The organism is Achromobacter sp. 1011791174 (assembly GCF_059760925.1).
Window position 1 is genome coordinate 1 of sequence record NZ_JCBANH010000186.1, and the last position, 3,504, is coordinate 3,504.

The 3,504-nt window shown below is 64.9% G+C and carries 5 protein-coding genes; 2 read left to right on the top strand and 3 right to left on the bottom strand.

What is annotated here, in order from left to right:
* Nucleotides 1-1,125, bottom strand: a 1,125-nt coding sequence (locus AC6LJ5_RS30115) for an amidohydrolase family protein (RefSeq protein WP_498142430.1), incomplete at its 3' end; no start/stop codon positions are given.
* 42 nt (nt 1,126-1,167) lie between these two features.
* Nucleotides 1,168-1,365 carry a hypothetical protein gene (locus AC6LJ5_RS30120; protein WP_199771083.1) on the bottom strand — a complete coding sequence of 66 codons (198 nt, stop codon included), beginning with the start codon at nt 1,363-1,365 and terminating at the stop codon, nt 1,168-1,170.
* A 203-nt stretch (nt 1,366-1,568) separates the two neighbouring features.
* Between AC6LJ5_RS30120 and AC6LJ5_RS30125 the strand changes: the two genes are divergently transcribed.
* Nucleotides 1,569-2,078: an ASCH domain-containing protein gene (locus AC6LJ5_RS30125; RefSeq protein WP_103272906.1), complete on the top strand. Its 510-nt coding sequence runs from the start codon at nt 1,569-1,571 to the stop codon at nt 2,076-2,078.
* Between the two features lie 287 nt (nt 2,079-2,365).
* Complete coding sequence (locus AC6LJ5_RS30130; RefSeq protein WP_103272905.1) at nt 2,366-2,704, top strand: virulence factor; 339 nt, start codon at nt 2,366-2,368, stop codon at nt 2,702-2,704.
* A gap of 273 nt (nt 2,705-2,977) precedes the next feature.
* On the opposite strand, the gene AC6LJ5_RS30135 is transcribed toward AC6LJ5_RS30130, so the two are convergent.
* Nucleotides 2,978-3,226 (bottom strand): hypothetical protein, encoded by a 249-nt coding sequence (locus AC6LJ5_RS30135; protein WP_103272904.1) that lies wholly within the window; start codon nt 3,224-3,226, stop codon nt 2,978-2,980.
* Nucleotides 3,227-3,504: the final 278 nt, after the last annotated feature.

Here is a 3,504-nt window from a genome sequence, read left to right on the forward strand (position 1 = left end):
CGCCACGGCCGCGGCCGCGCAGCTCGCGCCCACCACCCCCCGGTCGGCGCGCGCGCCCGGCGTCAGGCCGTAATCGGCGAAGCCGCAGGCGCGCGCGGCGGATGTCGTCACGCACTCCAGGGCCCAGCCGATTTCCTCGTCGCGGCGCAGGTCGTTGCGCATCCCGATCAGCATGGCGCGCGCCAGCATATCGGGTTCGCCATAAGGCGACCAGGTGTCGCGTATGCCGTCGTTGCCGCCGAAGATCGTCACGCCCGCCTCGCGGCAGGCGCGCACCGACGGCACCGGCCGCGACGGCGGCGCGGTGGTGAGCAGCGCCACGTCCAGCGCGGCCAGACGCGTCAGCAATCCGTCCAGCCGGCGCGCGTCCAGGGCGCCCAGGCAGAACGCGTGGCTGACCACGAGCCGGCCGGCCATGCCCAGCGCCTGGCAGCGATCCAGCATCAGGTCGAGCGTGAAGGCCCCCAGCTCGCCGGGCTCGTGCAAATGTATGTCCAGCGGCTTGCCGTGGCGCTCGGCCAGATCGAAAAGCAGATCCAGGGAACGCGCCGGATCGCGGTCGATGGCACAGGGATCCAGTCCGCCGAGCACATCGGCGCCAGCCGCCAGCGCGCGGTCCAGCAGTTCCGCCGTGCCCGGCCGGATGAGCAGCCCGGACTGCGGAAACGCCACGATCTGGATGTCGACCCGGCCCGCGAGCGCCTCGCGCGTGGCCAGCACGCCGTCAAGGTGCCGCAGGCCCGCTTCGGTATCCACGTCCACATGGGTGCGGATGCGCGTCGTGCCCAGCCGCAGGAAGGCCAGCGCCAAGGCCTGCGAATGCACATGGGCGTCGTGGCCGCTGGCGGCCCGCCAATCGCGCTCATTGTCGATGCGGTCCGTCAGCGCCGAACCCACGTCATTGACGTACCAGGACGATCCCCAGGTGGTCTTGTCCAGATGGGCATGGCCTTCGACCAGGCCAGGCAGCAGCAAGGCGCCGCCGCCCTCTTCCACCGGCAACGCGCGCCATTCGGGCGCCAAGCCGACGTTCTCGCCCAGGGCCGCGATACGGCCCTGCCGGATCGCGACGTCCACGCGCCTTCCATCCGGCGACCGGACATTCTTCAGCAGCAAATCGGTCATGGGGAATATCCCGCCGGCGGCATGCGCCGCCGGCCAGCCGGATCAGGCCTGAGGCGGTTCGATCCAGAAGAAGCGCTCGCCCTGGCGGACCATGTCGGCCACGCCTTCGGGCGTCAGGCGGTAATCGGTGCCCATGAGCGTGGCGCCGCCGTCGTCGTGGATGTGGATCACGGCCAGCGGATCATTGGCCATGGTGTACCAGTAGTAACCGGGCTTGAGATTGTGCAGGTTTGTGTTCATGGGTCCAGTATACAAACAAGCCCGCGAATACCCCATGCCCCAACATCAAAGATAAAAAATGTCGCAACGCGCCTGACACCGGACGCGTCAGGCGGCATACTCTTTGCGTGCCCCGGCCGAGACGCGCCCGACGCGCGATACGGAACGCCCGGCGGCGGCGCCATTCGCACACCAGCGTTGATTGCGAGGGGAAAAACAAACGTATGAAACGGCAGGTACTCCAATTCAGCGAGCCTCTCAAGCAAGCGATTCTGGACGGCTACAAGGTACAGACGCGACGCATCGTCAAACCCCAGCCTACCCAGCCCACCACGATCTGGTATGCCGACGCATCGGACTCCGGCAAGTGGGTGGCCATGGGACCGTCCCGCAAAGGATCGGCCGAACTGCGCAAGACCTCGTCCTGGATCAGCTGTCCCTACGGCAAGTCCGGCGAGAGCATCCTGCTTGCCGATGAATCGGGCACGCCCTTCGCCAGCGCGGTGGTCGTAGGCGTGCGCATCCAGCGCCTGCAAAGCCTGTCCGAGGCCGACGCCCGCGCCGAGGGCACGCTGGCGCTCTATCATTCGTCGTCGCTGCTGCCTGGCGTGCCCCTGCAGACCGCCTTCGCGCTCAATTGGTGCGAACGCTACGGCACCCATGCCTGGGCGGCCAACCCCTGGGTCTGGGTAGTGGAATTCCGCCGCCGGCAGGACGGGCTGCAGGAAGACTGAGCGCGCTGCCCGCGCCTGCCGTCGCGACCGCTCTCCAGATGGTGACTGCCTGTAACTCACCGGCAGGAATCAGCGGTATTCCGCCGCATTTCAGTCGATTTCAGCTCAGGGTTTACCAGGGCGAAAAATGGATGCGGCAACGCAACACAGCCACGCCATAACGCTGGGGGACGGTTGCGTATTGTCGCTATTGCGCAGGCTGCGCTTACCAATTCCGCGATGAAAGGCGGGAAAATAGCGTCGACAAATACTCAACTTTGCTGCGTCACGCAGCGGGCAGGTGCAACATGAACAAATGGCTTATCGCTGGCGCGACCGCCGCCGGCCTGGTGATATCCAGCGCGGCCATGGCTCGCGTGGACGTGGGCATATCCATCGGCGTGCCGGGCGTCGTCTACCCGGCCGCTCCCGTCTACGTGGCGCCGCCCCCACCCGTGTACGTGGCGCCGGCGCCCGTCTACGCGCCGCCCCCGCCTGTCTATTACCGGCCCGCGCCCGTCTATGTCGCGCCGCCCGTGATCTATCCCGCGCCGGTGTACTACCGCGGCGGCGGCCGCTACTGGCACGATCGTGGCGGCTATTACCGTCACGGCGATTGGGGGCACGGTCACGGCCACCGCCGCTGATCCGGCGCGCAACCAAGCAAAAAGCCACTCTTTCGAGTGGCTTTTTTTCGAGCAGGGCGGCAATGCCGCTCGTGAGCTGATGCGCCGGGTGTCAGGGCGATGTCCGGTCGCCCGACGGTAGGGACGAATCAGACAGCAGGGACCGGCAGCGGCTTACCGGCAACGGCCGGCTTCGCCAAGGGTGCCTGCTGAACCTTGCCGCCTTCCCAACGCGACGACTCCTGGACCAGATCGATCCACCGACGGGGCGCGCTCGACGCCCGCCACCAACCATTATGCGGACGCATGAGCAAACTCCGGTTCACCGTTGAAACGCACGCCGTTGATTTCTTCGAACAGATTGCGGCTTTCCTGCTCCGCCTCGTCCAAGGTCGCGAACGGCTCCTGTCCGGGCACCGTCCAGCATTTTTCCGGCGCACTGCCGCCGATGCGGCGAGTCCAGATCTCCACGCGGTAGCCCTGGTTCTCTTCCTGAGCCACCGAGCATCTCACGCGAAAATCTCCAATCATTCTTGAAGTCATGGATAACTCCTTTGTTATTTATAAGTGAATGATGCGTGTATACGCCTGCGTATTGTGCCGCAACTATCCGGCCCTTATATCGGATTACACAATTATTAACATTTGAACCAAGCACTTATCCACGCAGATTAATCAGCAAAAACGACAGGAATATGGCTGGCCCGCACATCGCACAAGCCGATATGGGTGAATATGACCTGCTCCCTGTGGTTAGTACGAAATCGATGTAGAGTCCGTTCACAAAGGAACGGCAATGAAGAAACGATTTACGGAAGAAC